Here is a 15,810-nt window from a genome sequence, read left to right as displayed (position 1 = left end):
GGTTATTGCAAAACTTAATTGATGCGAAACGCCTAATGCGCGGATACGGGATCTTTAGTTCTAGACGCGCTTTTTGAGGCCGGACCAAGGGATAGTTTCCATTGCCGCAGTTTATTTTCTATTGTTCTGGTTGTATATATCGAGGGGTTGGAACGCTTTACACTCTGTTCTTCTTCCCATGTAGTAATCAAGGATTTAGCTTGGCGGAACGCATCGATAAAGTCGGAAGAATTCTCAAGAGATTTTTCGAAATATGCCCGGCCAAAATAGGTAAATTTTTCATCATCACCACATCCAAACGATGTGTTGTCGGCCGCCGCCGATGTCAATATAGCCGTGGTATCATTCTTAAGCGGGTTTATAAATACACCAGAATGGCAGGCCGATATCACAACAATCTTATGCTTGATCCCACTACTTACGAGAATTTTCGAAAGTTTGTCAGGACTAAGGCCCTCGAGAGTTAATCCGCTATGGCCTAGCGCCAAACCATTTTCCTCGCTGCCGTGACTGGTCGCATAGATGAACAAGATGTCTTCCTCCTTATCCATTACTTCTGAAAGGCGCATAATCGCATGGTCGATGCTGGTTATTGTCGCCAATGGCCTTTGATCTATATTGCGTCGGCTGTTAACCAGATAAATAGATCTTTCAGCGGTGTCGAATAAGTGAGAAAATTGCGTTTCAATAAAGTTTATTTCTCTCCGAAATACCTCTTGCTCACCCCACCCGGCAATGCCCAGAACATACAGGTCCGGTCGATCGGCAGCGCCGGGGCGGATACGGTCAAGAGCCTCCTCTAGCAAGCGCTGTTGATTATACAAGGCCCATTCCGATATATTCTCGGGTGAATGAACGGTGACATTTCTGTCCCCTTCAATCAGACTATCCATTGCCCATTTTCCAGAAAAATTCTTTACCCCATCAATGGGATCTTTGTATTCAAAATGACCCTTCCCGTGTTTTTGGCCGTAGGAAAACTCACCTATGTATTTATTACCATTTTTTACAGTCAAAGCGCCTTGACCGTCATACTGGTCATACCGAAATCCGCCTTTATAGTGGGTACCATCGACCCCAATAAATTCGCCTGTACCGTTTAAGTTGCCTTCCTTAAAAAAACCTTTCCACTGGTTGCCGTCGTTATCTTTTTTTATGCCGTCGCCAGAGGCCACCCAATCGACAAAATCACCCACAAAAGCGCCATTATTTTTACTGGTGTACGAGCCCTTTCCGGTAAATTTACCTTTCACAAAAAACCCGGAATACACCTCCTTACGAGATGTTTCATATATACCCTGACCATGCATTTGGCCGTCTTTAAACTCACCCGTATATTTATCGCCATTCGCGTAGGTAATTTGCCCATTTCCGTGCCGCAGGCCACCGCGTGTAACTTGTCCAAGGTATGTACTGCCATCGGGCATAGTCCATCGCCCTTGGCCTTCTTGCTGGCCCATGACAAATACGCCACTATAGGCAGACCCGTCCTGATAGATTACCTTACCGATACCGTGTTCAAGGCCGTCCAAATAAGAACCCTCGTAGGTATGGCTATTGGGCAAGATGAGTTTGCCGTGCCCGTTGAATAAGCCATTCCCGAATTCCCCCTGATACTCGACACCGTTGCGCCAGCTTAGGCGGCCTTTTCCGGACAGAATACCCTCGCCGTCCACTTCACCCACATAGCTACTTCCGTCGGCAAAGGTTAGTTTTTTCTGCATCAACGGTTTTATGGCGCTAAGGCCCAAATCGCTTTGCGTAAAGAGCAGCAGTGCGCTAAGAAATCCAATGCTAATAAAGCCTGTGTGCAAGGTAATTTTTCGCATTGTTTTATCGATATCCGTTTTTTGGTGAAGTCCAGCGGCCTTCGGCAGGCCTGGTTTACGCAAACCCAATAATCAATTTGCTATCCTGATCCAGCATAATCGAAAAACAGGCAGTGCTAAACAGGGTGAAACGCCCCGGCCTTTCCGGAGGCTCCCACCTCTGACAGGATGGAGTCATGAAAATGTTGAACACATACTCTCCGCCCGATCGGCCCGTAAGCCAAGACGGGTTGGTTCCCCAGTGCAACCGCGGTATGCAGTACGTGTCGATCCGCTACACCGGGCGTTTGGCCGAAGCCGGTGTCGAACCGTCGGTGGGCAGCGTCGGGGACTTCTTACGACAACACACTGACCGAGATTATCAAAGGTCGAGGTGATTCATCGCCAATCCTGGAAGAAACGGCAGGCGATGGAGCCGGCCACGCTCGAATGGGCGGACTGCTTCAACCATCGCCGGCTGCTGGCGCCGATTGGCCACCGGCCACTGGCACAAGTCGAAGCGGTCTACTATCAGCAACTCATGGCGCACCATGGCGGCATGACTCAAACCAATGGGTCTCCGGACTTCCCCGGGCGGTTCAGTATTCAGACCCTGCACATATGGAGAACACAATGTACAACCCGCATGGCGAACGCCTTACCTACCACTGCGGACAACAGACATTCAGCGGTTACTTGAACGTGGACCGGGCTGCCGGCAGCGAACGACGCCCCGGCATCCTCGTAGTTCACGAGGCATTCGGCATTACCGAGCAGACCCAGCGTTGTACCGACCGGTTGGCGGCCTTGGGCTATGTAGCGCTGGCGGTCGACATGTACGGTAACGGCAATATCGCCACCAGCGTCGACCAGGCCATGGGTTGGATGCAGCCATTGCTCGACGACATGCCGGAAATTGTCCGTCGTTTTGACGCCGCCAAGGCACAGCTGCAGGCACATCCGAAGGTCGATCCCAGCCGTATCGGTGCGATCGGCTATTGCTTTGGCGGCAGCGTCGTCCTGTACATGGCTCGCATCGGCCAGGCGCTCGGAGCCGTTGTGAGTTTTCATGGCGGCCTGGGGCCCAGCACCCCGCCCGCGCCGGTACCGATCGAAGCGAAGGTTCTCGTGTGCACCGGAGAGGCAGATCCGTTTGTCCCTCGCGACGACCTGGTGGCGTTTGAAGCCGCACTGCGTGCCGCCGGGGCGGATTTCGAGATCGCGTCCTATCCTGGGGCGATGCACAGCTTCACCAATCCGGAAGCCACCGCCCTCGGGGAGAAATACGGCATGCCTTTGGCGTACGATCAGGCCGCGGATACGGATTCCTGGCAACGCATGCAGCGTCTGTTCGAGAGCGCCTTTGCAGTTGCCTGAAAGGGCGTAACGCACGGAGGATTGCCAAGCCACCTGGCAACGCTATCCGTCCTGGAAACACCAAGAGCTACCGTGTGTGTCCGGTCACCTGAACATGATGCTAAAAACTCCCTCCGATAGGCCCGTCCCCCTATAGCCAGGGTGGACCAGCGCAGCGGCAAAAAGCCGTCGCACCGTGGGGAGGGAGCATTGTTCGGGAAACGTAGAAGTATTCATCGTTTCCGGAGAGTTGACGCGCTAAGAGGGTGTAGACAAAACAATTTATACTGTCACCGTACTGTGCGGATGAGACCACAGGAGGTGACGAGATGTCGAAACGTGGGCGCCCGAAGCGGCTTGGGCCGCCGGATGTAGAGATTCTGCAGGCGTTGGTGGCGGACCGGCCGCTGGCGACGCTGGGCCAGCTGACGGCGGCCTTGGTCGAGCGTGGCGGGCGCTCGGTGCACCCGGCGACGGTGCGTGCCGCCCTGCGCGAGGCCGGCATCCAGCGCGTGCGCGGCACGCCCGTACCGGCGCACGGCGCCCAGCTTCCCCGCTACGGCTATACCGCCCGCCACCGGGCGCAAGCGCCCGAGCAGCGCTATCCCAGCTCCCTGACCGACGCCGAGTGGGCGCGCGTGGCGGACCTGTTTGAGGCGCCGGACGGGCCCGGCTTGCCGCCGCGGCACAGCCGCCGCGCGCTGGTCGATGCCTGTTGCTACGTGGTGCGCACCGGCTGCGCCTGGCGTCAGTTGCCCAACGAATTTCCGCACTGGGACAACGTCTACAAGACCTTTCGGCGCTGGAGCGCGCAGGGTAAGTTCGAGGCCCTGCACGACCGCCTGCGGGCGCAGTGGCGCGAGCGCATTGAGCGCACGGCGGCGCCCAGCGCAGCCGTGCTGGATGCCCAGTCCACGCGCAGCTCGCCGCAGGGAGGGGCACACGGCTATGACGCCGGCAAGAAGGTCAAGGGCCGCAAGCGCAACCTGGTGGTCGACACGCTGGGTCTGCTGCTGGCCGTCAGCGTCACGGCCGCCAGCGTGCAAGACCGGGATGCGGCCCACGGCGTGGTCGCCCGCGCCGTGGCCAAATACCCGACCGTGCAGACCCTGTTCGTGGATGCCGGCTACGCCGGCACCTGTGCCGGCACGCTGCACGATCAACACGGCTTGACGGTCGATGTCGTGCGCCATCCGGCCAACCGCAACGTGGGCCGTTGGCAGGTGCCCGGGCAGGGCGAGCTGTTTGCGGTGCCGACCCGCGCCGATGGCTTCGTGGTCCTGGCCAAGCGCTGGGTGGTGGAGCGCACGCACGCCTGGAACGAGCGCGCGCGGCGCCTAATCATGCACCATGACCGCCTGCCAGCGGTCTCGGAAGCCTGGGTCTGGCTCACCGAAGCACGCCTGCTGCTGCGCCGGCTGGCCGGATAATTGTTTTGTCTACACCCTCTAAGGGGACGCTGAAGTATTCAGTGTTTCCCGCAGCGCAAGGATGCGCTGGCAAAATCTGTGGCTGCAAGCCACGGATTTTGTGAGCCATCGGAAAACCACGCTTTTCCGACGGCGGGCGCTGAGAAATCCAGGACTGATTTATTCAGCGCTTCCCTAAATCTCTGGGCAGGTCGGGCGTTGCCCGCAATCTATTGCCGAGGGGACGCGTCGTCCTTTACCGGCTTCCACTCTCGCGCCAGCCGCCGAGCCTCGGCGATCTGCTGCGGCGTCATCATCTCGGCCAGGCTGTCGCGAACGTCAATCGCCATGTGCCGGAGGCCCATATCCGATGGAGATGGCGGAAAGCGAGTAATGGCCAGATCGATCCACTTATGCGCCTGTACATAATCCTCCGGCACGCCCTTGCCTTCGGCATAGCTGAAGCCCAGACGCAGCTGAGCGGAGGCATTTCCCTGTTCGGCAGCGCGTCGATACCATTTGACAGCCTCGTGGTAGTCCTGCCGAACGCCGTGCGCTTCCAGGGCCGAAGACCCGAGGGGATGCTGTTCCTCGGAGAGGCTTCGGTCACCGGCCAGGATGTACCACTTGACGGCCTCGGCGTAGTCCTGCGGCACACCCTGGCCATTAGTGTAGATATTCCCTATGCGGATCGGCAACCGAGCTTCAGCCTGCGCAGCAGACAAGCGGTACCACTTGTTGGCCTCAGCATAGTCCTTGGGCACGCCCTGGCCATTTTCGTACATCAAGCCGAGGGTGAACTGGGCCATGGCATTGCCCTCGTCTGCTGATGTTTTCATCTTGCGCGCTGCAATGGCGTAGTTGCCACGGTCATAGGCGGCGAACGCGTCGTCGAAAGAGTCTGAAACAGCCAACAACGGCACCGTGACCAGCGCAACCATGCTCGCGACCAGCACTGCTGTCAGCCTTTTCTTGGTTTGCATGCGTGTCCCCGCGTCCGGCTTACGCTTCCGTGGCCATTCGCCCCGGGCACTGTTCCGGCAGTTTAATCCGGGCAAGCGGCCGACAACATCCCCGATCCCGGACAGCCGGAACTAACCGACGCGACCCCGGTCCCGTTGGGGATCGGCGACCCATGCAGCATTCAAGCCGCGCATCGGACTTGAGCCCAACGTTTATAGCGGTCCCATAATGCAAAAAGGCCAGTCTTTTGGACTGGCCTTGTCGCGTCTCTCTTTAGTGGTAGCGGGGGCAGGATTTGAACCTACGACCTTCGGGTTATGAGCCCGACGAGCTACCGGACTGCTCCACCCCGCACCGGAAGAGCCGAGGATATTACAGTCCTATCCCCGTTTTAGCAAGGCCAAGAGCCAAAATCCGGCCCCGACCAAGCGCGCTAAAACACCGCCCGACATAAGGCCAGCAGCGGCGCCGGGAACACGCCCAAGCCCAGCAACAGGGCACCGTTAACGCCCATGAAAAGCCGCGCATCGAGCGCCGGGACGAGTGCCATGGCAGGTTCTTCCGGCGCGTCGAAATACATGACCTTGATGACGCGAAGGTAATAGAAAGCGCCAATCACGGAGAACACCACCGCCAGTAATGCCAACCACAGTAGATCCTGCTGCATTACCACGCGGATGACGCCCAGCTTGGCGTAAAAACCAACGGCTGGCGGTACTCCGGCGAGGGAGAACAGTACCACCAGCATGACCAGCGCCAGCCACGGCGAACGCCGGTTCAAACCGCGAAAGTCCTCGATACGCTCCGCCTCGAAGCCGGCGCGACTGAGCAGCATGATCATGCCGAAGGCCGCCAGGCCGGTCAGGACATAGGTGATCATGTAAAACAGCGCCGCCGCCATGCCTTCGGCGCCACCGGCCAGTACGCCCATCAGGAAAAAGCCCATATGCGACACGGTGGAGTACGCCAGCATGCGCTTGAGATTGACCTGTGCAATGGCAACCAGATTGCCTATTGCCAGCGACACGACCACCAGAATCACCAGCATCGTCTGCCACTGCTGTACCAGCGGTGCGGCCACGCCTACCAGCAGTTTGAGCACCAGCACGAAAGCCGCAAGCTTGCTGATGGTGGTAAGAAACGCCGTCACCGCCGTAGGCGCGCCGTGATAAACGTCGGGCAGCCACATGTGAAATGGCGCCACACCCAGCTTGAAGCCAACGCCGACCAGCAGCATGGCAAGCGCAAGACCCAGCAGGGCGGAAAAATCCCCGCTGCGCGCGTGCTCACCCACCAGTTGACCCACTGTCACCAGATCTAGCGAAGCGGTGACGCCGTATAGCAGCGACATGCCGTACAACAGCAAACCCGAGGCCAAAGCACCCAGAAAAAAATACTTGATGGCTGCCTCGCTCGCCTCGCTGCTGTCGCGGTGCAGGGCGACCAATGCATAAGACGACAGGGACAGCACTTCGAGACCCAGATACAGGACCAGCAGACTGCCCGCGCTGGCCATGATCAGCATGCCCAGCAGCGCAAACAGGGACAGCAGCAGGTACTCGCCGGTAAGCAAGCCGCGCTCGCGCAGGTAATCACGCCCGTACAGAAGCACGCCGAACATGATCAGCAGCGCCATCGCCTTCACCACCAGCGCCACTGCATCCACCGTGTAGTGGCCACTCAGGGCACTGGTCGACCCGTGGTAGGTGTTGACCAGCACCACCAAGGTGCCCAGCACCGAAAGCTGTGAAGCGACGTAGGTGTTGCTGCGCTGCCGCCCCGGCCAGAACAGGTCGATCAGCAGTACCACGCATGCCGCCAGCAGCAGGAAAATCTCCGGTAACGCCGGGGCAAGTTCAGGAACGGGAAATGCCATGTCGGATGCGTACCTTTGATGCGTTTCAGAGCGCGAGCTTGCCGCGCTGCAGATGGACGAGCAGGTTGTCCACCGAGCCGTGCATCACGTCCAGCAAGGGATTGGGCCATACGCCCAGTGCCAACACCACCAGCGCCAGCAGCGCCAGCACCACGAACTCCTCGACACCCGCATCCTTCAGCGTGGCCACCTTGGGGTTTGCCACCGCGCCGAAGATGACCCGCTTGTACATCCAAAGATTGTAGGCAGCGCCCAGCACCAGACTGCTGGCCGCCAGAAATGCAATCCAGAAGCCGTTTTCGAACGCCGCCAGTATGACCATGAACTCGCCGACGAAGCCCGACGTGCCCGGCAGCCCGGAGTTGGCCATTACAAACAACATCATGAAGGCCGCGAATATCGGCATGGTGTGGACCACGCCGCCGTAGTCGGCGATCTGTCGGCTGTGGACACGGTCGTACATGACGCCTACGCACAAGAACATGGCAGCCGAGATGAAGCCATGCGACACCATCTGGACCAGTCCACCCTCTATGCCCTGGGCGCTGAACAGGAATATGCCGAGTGTGACGAAGCCCATGTGCGAGATAGACGAATAGGCAATCAGCTTTTTCATATCCTGCTGCACCAGCGCGACGGCGCCGATGTAGACGATGGCGATCAGCGACAGTGCGATCATCAGGCCGGAAAACGCCACGCTGGCATCGGGGGTGATCGGCAGCGACAGACGCAAAAAGCCATAGCCGCCCATCTTGAGCATGATCGCCGCCAGGATCACCGAACCGCCGGTAGGCGCCTCGACGTGTGCGTCGGGTAGCCAGGTATGTACTGGCCACATGGGAATCTTGACCGCAAACGCGGCGAGGAAGGCCAGGAACAGCAGCTTCTGCGTAGGCAGGTCGAGCACGACACGGTGAAAATCGAGCAGGCTGAAGCTGCCGGTTTTCAGGTGCAGGTAAATCACGGCCAGCAGCAGCAGCACCGAGCCGAGGAAGGTGTACAGGAAAAACTTGATGGTGGCGTAGACCCGGTTCGGACCACCCCAGACCCCGATGATGATGAACATCGGAATCAGCATCGCTTCCCAGAACACGTAGAACAGCACCGCGTCGACCGACGCGAACAGGCCGATCATCAGCGCTTCCATGGCCAGGAAGGCTCCCAGATACTGACTGAGCTGGCGCTCCACCGACACCCGCGCCATCACTACCACCAGGATTGTGATGAAGCTGGTGAGCAGAATGAACGGCAACGCAATGCCGTCTATTCCCAGATGGTAGTAAATTCCAAACGACTCTACCCAGGCCACCCGCTCGACAAACTGCAAACCACCGTTGGCCGTGTCGAAGCCGATATACAGCATCAGGGTTATGACACCCTCAATCAATGCCACCAGCAGCGCCAGATGGCGCGCCAGGCCCGGGCGCGAATCGCCGGCCAAGGTCCATACCAGCACCGCGCCGAGCAGTGGCGTCCACACGGCGAGACTCAACAGGGGCAGGGTTTCGCTCATGGTGCGCTCAGAAACTCACGTACCAGATCATGCCCAGCAGTGCTGCCAGGCCGATGATCATGGCAAAGGCGTAGTGGTACAGGTAGCCGGTCTGGATATGCCGAAGCGCCCCGGCCAAGCGGCCGATGGTCCGCGCCGTGCCGTTGACCGCCAGACCGTCGATCAGCGCGGCATCGCCTACGCGCCACAGCAGGTTGCCGATACCACGCAGGCCACCGGCAAACACCGTCTGGTTGAAGTCGTCAAAGTAGTATTTGCGCTCGAAAATGTGATGGATCAGCGAGAAGCGGCGGCGCACCAGCGCCGGCCATTCGGGACGCAGTAGATAGAACACCACCGCTGTGCCCGCGCCAGCCAGCATCAACCAGAACGGCAGTGCCGTGAACCCATGCAGGGCAAACGCGGCCGCGCCGTGGAAGTGCTCCCCGAACTGAGCCAGCGTGGTGTGCTGCGGCAGGATATGGATGGCATTGCCGAAATAATCGCCAAACAGCATCGGGCCGATCAGCGGCGCGCCAATCAACACCGATGGGATCGCCAGCAACAACAGCGGGCCGGTCACGACCAGCGGTGATTCGTGCAGGTGTTCAGCGGCATGGTGGTCGACCCGCGAGCGGCCATGGAAGACCAGGAACAGCAAGCGAAAGCTGTAAAGCGCCGTCACGAACACGCCGCCCAATACCGCGAAATGTGCGAATCCGGCAGCCGGCAGCGAGGACGCTGCCACCGCCTCGATGATGGCGTCCTTGGAATAAAAGCCGGCAAAACCCGGAAAACCAACCAGCGCCAGCGTACCGATCCACGCTGTCAGTGCCGTGATCGGCATGCGCTTCCACAGGCCACCCATTTTTCGCATGTCCTGCTCGTGGTGCAGGCCGATGATCACCGAGCCGGCTGCCAGAAACAGCAATGCCTTGAAGAACGCGTGGGTACTCAAGTGAAAAATCGCCGCCGAGTACGCGGACACCCCCAGGGCAACGGTCATATACCCGAGCTGCGACAGCGTCGAATAGGCCACCACGCGCTTGATGTCGGTCTGCACCAGGCCGAGCAGACCCATGAAGAACGCCGTCACCGCGCCGATGAACAGCACGAAATTGAGTGCCGCCTCGGACAGCTCGAAAAGCGGCGACATGCGCGCCACCAAAAAGATTCCCGCTGTGACCATGGTCGCGGCATGGATCAGTGCCGAAATCGGCGTCGGGCCTTCCATCGAATCCGGCAGCCACACGTGCAGCGGCACCTGTGCTGACTTGGCCATGGCGCCGATGAACAGCAGCACGCATATCACGGTCAGGGCTGCCCACTCGCGGCCGGGCAGTATTTGCAGCGTCTCGCCGGTGAGTTCCGGCGCCTTGGAGAAAACCGTGCTGAAGTCGAGGCTGCCGAACAAAGCCAGCACCGCAGCGATACCCAGGATCATCCCCAGATCGCCGACGCGGTTGACGAGGAAGGCCTTCAGATTGGCGAAGATGGCCGATTCCCTGTCATACCAGAAGCCGATCAGCAAGTACGACACCAGGCCCACACCCTCCCAGCCGAAGAACAGCTGCAGGAAATTGTTGGCCATCACCAGCATCAACATGGCAAACGTAAACAGGCTTATGTAGCTGAAAAACCGCCGGTAACCGGGGTCGTCCTGCATGTAACCGATGGTGTAGACATGCACCATCAGCGACACAAAGGTCACCACCACCATCATGGTGGCGGTCAGCTCGTCGATCAGAAACCCGATCGATACCGTCAGCGGGCCGCTCTGCAGCCAGGTGTAAAGATCGACATCGAGCACGTAATCGCCGCCAGCAGCCTTGGCCGCCAGCAGCAGCCAGAAGGCGTAGCAGGACAGCGCAAACGACACCGCAATGCCAAGAATGGTCACGCTGTGCGCACCTACGCGGCCCACCACGCGGCCGCCCAGACCCGCGACGACAGCGCCAATCAGCGGCGCCAGCACCACGCCCAGACAGACTAAGGTCAGCTTCTCCATCGCTCAGCCCTTAAGTCGGTCAAGGTCCTGGACGTTGATCGACGCCCGGTTCCGGAATAGCACCACGATGATGGCAAGGCCGATCGCCGACTCCGCCGCCGCCACCGTCAGGACGAAAAATACAAAGATCTGGCCGGCGATGTCGTGCAGGAAATGCGAGAAAGCCACGAAATTCATGTTCACCGCCAACAGCAGCAGCTCTACCGACATCAGCAGGATGATCAAGTTCTTGCGGTTGACGAAAATGCCGAACATGCCCAGTGCAAACAGAATGGCGCCCAATATCAGGTAATCGGTAAGCGTGACCATGGTTACTTGTCCGTGCCTGCGTCCGGGTCGCCGCGTGGCAGGTCCTGCAGATGCATGCGGCCTTGCGGCGTAACGTGCACCTGCGCCTGCGGCGGCACGTACTTGTTGGCACGCGCGCCGCGCAAGGTCAGGCCTATGGCAGCGACAATGCCAATCAGCAGAATGATCGCGGCGATTTCAAACGGGTAGGCGTATTCGGTGTACAGCACGGCGGCAATCGCCTCCACATTGCTGGGCACCGGGCCAACGACTGCCTCCGGAGCTCGGGCCAAGGCGGTGTCGAGTTGACCGGTGCCAAACACCAGCACCATCTCGAATACGATCAGCAGCGTCACCGCCAGCCCCAGCGGCAGGTGACTGCCAAAGCCCTCGCGCAGTTGTGCGCGGCCGATGTCCAGCATCATGATCACAAACAGCCACAGCACCATTACCGCGCCGACGTATACCAGGACCAGGGCGATAGCCAGAAATTCCGCTTCCAGGATCAGCCATAGCCCGGCACACGAGAAAAACGCCAGCACCAGGAACAACACCGCGCTGACAGCGTTACGCACGCTGACCACCATCCCGGCGGCAAACACCAGGATGGCCGCAAGTAAGTAAAAAACCAGTTTTTCAGTACCCATGACGGCCACAACCAGGATTTGAAGTGCTCATCGGAATGCCGCGTCGGCTGCCCGGTCGGCGGCGATCTGCGCTTCCATACGGTCGCCGATCGCCAGCAAGGTCTGCTTGTCATACACGCGCTCGCCCGGCGACTCCATGTGGAAATGGTTGAAATTGGTCATGACGATGGAATCCACCGGGCAGGCTTCTTCACAAAAACCGCAATAAACGCACTTGAACATGTCGATGTCATAGCGAACGGTACGGCGCGTGCCATCGTCCCGCGGCTCGGACTCGATGGTGATCGCCAGCGCCGGGCACACCGCCTCGCACAGCTTGCAGGCAATGCAGCGCTCCTCGCCATTCGGGTAGCGGCGCAGCGCGTGCAAACCACGAAAACGTGGCGACACCGGGGTCTTTTCGTCCGGAAACTGCACCGTGATCTTGGGTTTGAAAAAATGCCGCAAGGTCACGCCAAGCCCGGCCAGCAATTCCAGCAGCAACAGGCTTTTAAGGTATTGGGCAATGCGCGTCATAGCGTGGACCTCAATCGAACCACGGCGGCAGGCGGTACAGCACGGCGGTTGCCACCACCACCAGCCAGACGATGGTCAGCGGGATGAACACCTTCCAGCCCAGACGCATGATCTGGTCGTAGCGATAGCGTGGAAACGTGGCCCGAAACCACAAGAAACAGAACAGCAGGAACGCGACCTTGGCAATCAACCACAACGGCGCGGGCACCCAGGCAAAGGCTGGTTCCAGCAGCGGTATCCCTTCAAACGGCGACAGCCAGCCGCCCATGAACATGGTCGCCGCCAGAGTGGACACCAGAATCATGTTGGCGTATTCGGCCAGGAAAAATACCGCGAAACTCATGCCGGAATACTCGACATGAAACCCGGCGACGATCTCGGACTCCCCCTCGGCCACGTCAAACGGGGCACGGTTGGTCTCCGCCACCGCCGACACGAAATAGATCACCGCCACGGGTAACAGCGGCAGCCAGAACCAGGTCAGAAAGCTACCGCTTTGCGCCATCACGATCTTCTGCAAGTTAAGACTGCCGGCCGCCAGCAACACCACGACCACCGCAAAGCCCATGGCAATTTCATAGGCGACGATCTGCGCCGCCGAGCGCATCGCGCCCAGGAACGCGTAGCGGGAGTTGGAGGCCCACCCGGCCAGGATGACCCCGTACACACCCATGGAGGTAATGGCCAGCACGTACAACAGGCCAACATCGATGTCGGCGATCGCCAAGCCGGCGCCAAACGGCACCACTGCCCAGGCGGCGAGCGCGGGCGCAAGCACCAGCACCGGTGCCAGATAAAACAGGAACGGATTGGCGCGCACCGGCACCAGTATTTCCTTGGTCAGGAGCTTGAGCGCATCGGCGATTGGCTGCAACCAGCCCCGTGGCCCAACCCGGTTCGGACCGATGCGCAACTGCATATAGCCGATCACCTTGCGTTCGGCAAAGGTCAGCCAGGCCACCGCCGCCAGCAGCGGCAGCACCACCACGCCGATCTTGAGCAGATTCCACAGGACCAGGCGCAGCGCCTCGGGCAGCGATTGCCAGAACAGGACAAGCGATTCCACTAGATGCGCTCCAGGCTCAGCGGCCCGTAGGCGGGGCCGAAAGCCTGCGTGGCCTCAAGCGCCGCCGGGATACGCACTGTGCCGTCGGCCACGCGGCCATCGCGTGCAACGACCAGTTCGAGCACGACCTCACCCTGACTCGCCCGGACCCGGTCGCCCGCGGCAAGACCAAGGCGCGCAGCTTCCGCGTCATTGATATAGGCCGCAGCGGCCGGATTGTCGGCCCGTTGCTGCAAAGCGCCAGCCCGTCGAACCAGCGCGTCGGCGCGGTAACAGGACACATCGCCCACACGCGTCAGTCCGGACGCCAACGCCGGCCAGGCCACCTCCGTCGCCTCCCCTGCGCCAGGCGAAAACTCACTGGCATCCACGCTCGTTTGCAGTTCAGCCCGCACCGCCGCCACGTCGTCCTGCTCAAAGCCAGGCAGGTCGAGCAGATTGGCCAGCACTCTGAGGATCTTCCATCCCGGTCGCGCCTCACCAAGCGGCTTGAGCGCGCCCTCGAAGGACTGCCAGCGGCCCTCGACATTCACATAACTGCCACCGGTTTCGGTAAATGTCGCAAGGGGCAGAATGATGTCGGCGTAGCCGCGCATGGCGTCGGTGACAAACGAACTGAGCACCACCACACACTGGGCGGCGTCCAGCGCCACCAGCGCCGCGGCGCCGTCTGCGCAGTCAAATTCCGGTTCACAGCCGGCCACGACATACGCCTGCAAATGCTGCTCCAGCATGGCACGCGCATTGAGCCCACTTTGATGCGGATGGCCGCCGCCCGCGCGACGATGCGGCACAGCACCCGCCAACCAGGCGCCAACGCCATTACCACCGGCGCTGAGTTCGCCCACGGTGGCGCCAGTCTGCCCGGCAATCAGGCCCGCCAGGGCACGCAGGGCGCCGTAATACGGGCTCGCCATAGCCTGGTCGCCCAGCAGCAACACGGCCCCCGGGTGCTTGCGCAGGGTCGCGGCGAGCTCCTTTTGCCCGGGTGTGGCGGCCACGCTGGCCAGTCGCGCAGTCCACTGCGCCGGCACGGCGGCGCCGTCGAACAGTGCCACCGCGATTCCAGCCAGCTCGGCCACCATGCCGGCCGGATCTCGCACCATCACGCCCCGCAGGGGATAGTTGAAGTCGTACTCGTAGGCGTTAATGGCGTAGCCGACAGCGCCGCCCTTGATCACCGCACGGCGCAGCCGGGTGTTCAACAGGGGCTGGTCCTTGCGCAGGTTACTGCCGATCAAGACGAACGCAGGAACCTTCTCCAACGCAGCAATCGACGCCAGACCGGGGTGCAGTGGCAAGCTGGCGTCGGCAGTGAAATCCCACTGTCGCAGGCGATGATCGACATTATCGGAACCCAGGCTGCGCATAAGTTTTTGCGCCAGATACAGCTCCTCAATCGTCAGCGTTGGCGCCAGCAAGGCACCCAGCTGGGCCGGACCATACTCCTTGAGTACGGCCTGTAAGCCTTCGGCGGCGGCGGCCAGCGCTTCTGGCCAGCTGGCCTCGTGCCACTGGTCGCCCTTTCTCATCAGCGGCCGGCTCAGCCGCTGAGGGCTATGCAGACCAAGATAGGAGTAACGATCGCGGTCCGACAGCCAGATTTCGTTGACCGCCTCGTTGGCTCTGGGCAGCACCCGCTTGACGCTGCCATTGGCGACATTGATTTCGAGATTGCTGCCGATGCAATCGTGTGGGCTCACGCCGGGACGACGATCGAGTTCCCAGGCCCGTGCGGTGAACCGATACGGCTTGTTGGTAAGCGCGCCAACCGGGCACAGATCGACCACGTTGCCGGACAGCTCGGACTGCATCGCCTGTTCGATGTAAGTGCCGATACGCATGAACTCGCCGCGACCGGTCGCGCCCAGTTCCTTGACCCCGGCGATCTCCTCCCCGAACCGCACGCAGCGCGTGCAATGAATGCAGCGCGTCATCTCGGTCTGGATCAGGGGTCCGATGTCCTTGTCGTCGACCACCCGCTTGGCTTCGGTGTAACGCGCCTCAACCTTGCCAAATCCGAGCGCGGTGTCCTGCAGCTCACACTCGCCGCCTTCATCGCAAATCGGGCAGTCCAGCGGATGATTGATGAGCAGGAACTCCATCACCGCGCGCTGCGACTGCAACGCCTTCGGCGATTTGGTGAAGATCTTCATCCCCTCGGCCAGAGGCGTCGCACAGGCCGGCACCGGCTTGGGCATTTTCTCCACTTCCACCAGGCACATGCGGCAGTTGGCCGCGATGCTCAGCTTCTCGTGGTAACAGAAGCGGGGGACGGTAACGCCAGCGGCATCGGCGGCCTGGATGATCATCTGCCCCTTGCGCACCTGCAGCGCACGGCCGTTGATCTCGACGTTCAGAAGGTCGTCACTCATGCAACT

Annotated in this window: 12 protein-coding genes, 1 tRNA gene and 1 pseudogene; 3 read left to right on the top strand and 11 right to left on the bottom strand. The window is 60.3% G+C overall.

Annotated elements, in window-relative coordinates; all coding sequences use genetic code 11:
* Positions 1 to 32: 32 nt before the first annotated feature.
* The gene (locus ABZF37_RS01185; RefSeq protein ID WP_372715873.1) at positions 33 to 1,898 is read right to left on the bottom strand and encodes a C13 family peptidase; all 1,866 of its coding nucleotides are present in this window, start codon (positions 1,896 to 1,898) and stop codon (positions 33 to 35) included.
* A 140-nt stretch (positions 1,899 to 2,038) separates the two neighbouring features.
* On the opposite strand from ABZF37_RS01185, the pseudogene ABZF37_RS01180 reads away from it, so the two are divergent.
* From ABZF37_RS01180 to ABZF37_RS01170, 3 genes and pseudogenes are all read left to right on the top strand, one after another.
* A pseudogene (locus ABZF37_RS01180) lies at positions 2,039 to 2,508 on the top strand (hypothetical protein); the annotation flags it as partial.
* Positions 2,442 to 3,185, top strand: coding sequence for a dienelactone hydrolase family protein (locus tag ABZF37_RS01175; RefSeq protein WP_372715871.1), 744 nt, complete (start codon positions 2,442 to 2,444; stop codon positions 3,183 to 3,185). The pseudogene ABZF37_RS01180 and the gene ABZF37_RS01175, both read left to right, overlap by 67 nt.
* A 308-nt stretch (positions 3,186 to 3,493) precedes the next feature.
* The gene (locus tag ABZF37_RS01170) at positions 3,494 to 4,594 is read left to right on the top strand and encodes an IS5 family transposase (RefSeq protein ID WP_372715869.1); all 1,101 of its coding nucleotides are present in this window, start codon (positions 3,494 to 3,496) and stop codon (positions 4,592 to 4,594) included.
* A 209-nt stretch (positions 4,595 to 4,803) separates the two neighbouring features.
* Here the strand turns inward: ABZF37_RS01170 and ABZF37_RS01165 are convergent, their stop codons facing one another.
* From ABZF37_RS01165 to nuoG, 10 genes are all read right to left on the bottom strand, one after another.
* Positions 4,804 to 5,556: a tetratricopeptide repeat protein gene (locus ABZF37_RS01165; protein WP_372715867.1), complete on the bottom strand. Its 753-nt coding sequence runs from the start codon at positions 5,554 to 5,556 to the stop codon at positions 4,804 to 4,806.
* A 257-nt stretch (positions 5,557 to 5,813) separates the two neighbouring features.
* A tRNA-Met gene (locus ABZF37_RS01160) sits at positions 5,814 to 5,890 on the bottom strand.
* Positions 5,891 to 5,969: 79 nt separating this feature from the next.
* Complete coding sequence (nuoN, locus tag ABZF37_RS01155; RefSeq protein ID WP_372715864.1) at positions 5,970 to 7,412, bottom strand: NADH-quinone oxidoreductase subunit NuoN; 1,443 nt, start codon at positions 7,410 to 7,412, stop codon at positions 5,970 to 5,972.
* Positions 7,413 to 7,437: 25 nt separating this feature from the next.
* Positions 7,438 to 8,925 (bottom strand): NADH-quinone oxidoreductase subunit M, encoded by a 1,488-nt coding sequence (locus ABZF37_RS01150; RefSeq protein WP_372715862.1) that lies wholly within the window; start codon positions 8,923 to 8,925, stop codon positions 7,438 to 7,440.
* Between the two features lie 7 nt (positions 8,926 to 8,932).
* A complete protein-coding gene (gene nuoL / locus ABZF37_RS01145) occupies positions 8,933 to 10,912 on the bottom strand; it encodes an NADH-quinone oxidoreductase subunit L (RefSeq protein ID WP_372715860.1) in 1,980 nt (659 codons plus the stop codon).
* Between the two features lie 3 nt (positions 10,913 to 10,915).
* Positions 10,916 to 11,221, bottom strand: coding sequence for an NADH-quinone oxidoreductase subunit NuoK (gene nuoK / locus ABZF37_RS01140; RefSeq protein WP_372715858.1), 306 nt, complete (start codon positions 11,219 to 11,221; stop codon positions 10,916 to 10,918).
* Between the two features lie 2 nt (positions 11,222 to 11,223).
* Positions 11,224 to 11,847: an NADH-quinone oxidoreductase subunit J gene (locus ABZF37_RS01135; RefSeq protein ID WP_372715856.1), complete on the bottom strand. Its 624-nt coding sequence runs from the start codon at positions 11,845 to 11,847 to the stop codon at positions 11,224 to 11,226.
* Between the two features lie 27 nt (positions 11,848 to 11,874).
* Positions 11,875 to 12,363 (bottom strand): NADH-quinone oxidoreductase subunit NuoI, encoded by a 489-nt coding sequence (nuoI, locus tag ABZF37_RS01130; protein WP_372715854.1) that lies wholly within the window; start codon positions 12,361 to 12,363, stop codon positions 11,875 to 11,877.
* Positions 12,364 to 12,373: 10 nt separating this feature from the next.
* Complete coding sequence (gene nuoH / locus ABZF37_RS01125; protein WP_372715852.1) at positions 12,374 to 13,429, bottom strand: NADH-quinone oxidoreductase subunit NuoH; 1,056 nt, start codon at positions 13,427 to 13,429, stop codon at positions 12,374 to 12,376.
* Positions 13,429 to 15,804: an NADH-quinone oxidoreductase subunit NuoG gene (gene nuoG / locus ABZF37_RS01120; protein WP_372715850.1), complete on the bottom strand. Its 2,376-nt coding sequence runs from the start codon at positions 15,802 to 15,804 to the stop codon at positions 13,429 to 13,431. The genes nuoH and nuoG overlap by 1 nt, the downstream gene beginning before the upstream one ends.
* Positions 15,805 to 15,810: the final 6 nt, after the last annotated feature.

It is taken from the genome of Immundisolibacter sp. (assembly GCF_041601295.1).
Lineage (GTDB): Bacteria > Pseudomonadota > Gammaproteobacteria > Immundisolibacterales > Immundisolibacteraceae > Immundisolibacter.
This window is presented reverse-complemented; position numbering and strand designations above follow the sequence as displayed.

Bases quoted from the DNA above. Each gene is read 5' to 3' on its own strand.
- ABZF37_RS01165 (WP_372715867.1), bottom strand. From the start codon at position 5,556: ATGCAAACCAAGAAAAGGCTGACAGCAGTGCTGGTCGCGAGCATGGTT.
- ABZF37_RS01150 (WP_372715862.1), bottom strand. From the start codon at position 8,925: ATGAGCGAAACCCTGCCCCTGTTGAGTCTCGCCGTGTGGACGCCACTG.
- nuoL (WP_372715860.1), bottom strand. From the start codon at position 10,912: ATGGAGAAGCTGACCTTAGTCTGTCTGGGCGTGGTGCTGGCGCCGCTG.
- nuoN (WP_372715864.1), bottom strand. From the start codon at position 7,412: ATGGCATTTCCCGTTCCTGAACTTGCCCCGGCGTTACCGGAGATTTTC.
- ABZF37_RS01135 (WP_372715856.1), bottom strand. From the start codon at position 11,847: ATGGGTACTGAAAAACTGGTTTTTTACTTACTTGCGGCCATCCTGGTG.
- nuoK (WP_372715858.1), bottom strand. From the start codon at position 11,221: ATGGTCACGCTTACCGATTACCTGATATTGGGCGCCATTCTGTTTGCA.
- nuoI (WP_372715854.1), bottom strand. From the start codon at position 12,363: ATGACGCGCATTGCCCAATACCTTAAAAGCCTGTTGCTGCTGGAATTG.
- nuoG (WP_372715850.1), bottom strand. From the start codon at position 15,804: ATGAGTGACGACCTTCTGAACGTCGAGATCAACGGCCGTGCGCTGCAG.
- ABZF37_RS01175 (WP_372715871.1), top strand. From the start codon at position 2,442: ATGTACAACCCGCATGGCGAACGCCTTACCTACCACTGCGGACAACAG.
- ABZF37_RS01170 (WP_372715869.1), top strand. From the start codon at position 3,494: ATGTCGAAACGTGGGCGCCCGAAGCGGCTTGGGCCGCCGGATGTAGAG.